This is a genomic window from Clostridium tarantellae (assembly GCF_009295725.1).
Classification (GTDB): Bacteria; Bacillota; Clostridia; order Clostridiales; family Clostridiaceae; genus Sarcina; species Sarcina tarantellae.
This window is the reverse complement of record NZ_WHJC01000657.1, coordinates 1-451: the sequence shown is the minus strand read 5'-3', so window position 1 is coordinate 451 and position 451 is coordinate 1. Positions and strand designations below refer to the sequence as shown.

Annotated in this window: 1 protein-coding gene; it reads left to right on the top strand. The window is 21.7% G+C overall.

Features of this window, described 5'->3' with window-relative positions; genetic code table 11:
- Positions 1-60: 60 nt before the first annotated feature.
- Positions 61-451: ParA family protein (locus GBZ86_RS16775; protein WP_234885200.1), on the top strand; the 391-nt coding region annotated here is incomplete at its 3' end.

Below are 451 nucleotides of genomic sequence, written 5' to 3'. Positions count from 1 at the left end.
TACATTAATAAATTTTTATGGTATTATTATATAAAAGACTTTTGTTAAAAGGAGGAAGAAATGGCAAAAATTATAAGTGTGACTAATCAAAAAGGAGGCTGTGCTAAAACAACTACAGTTTCTAATTTAGCAGCTTCTTTGGGGAATTTAGGTAAAAAAGTATTAGTTATAGATAATGATGCTCAAGGAAATTTAACTTCAAGTTTAGGTATAAAAGATTTTTCTAATACTATTTATCATCTTATAAACTATAATACTTCTATAGATAAAGTAATATTAAAAACTAATTTTAAAAATGTGGATATAATTCCATCTAATTTAGATTACTCAAATATAGAATTAGAATTAGCTTCTATTTCAAAAAGGGAATATAAGCTAAAAAATATATTAAATAATAGTAATTTAAATTATGATTATATATTAATTGATTGTAATCCATCTTTGTCTCTTA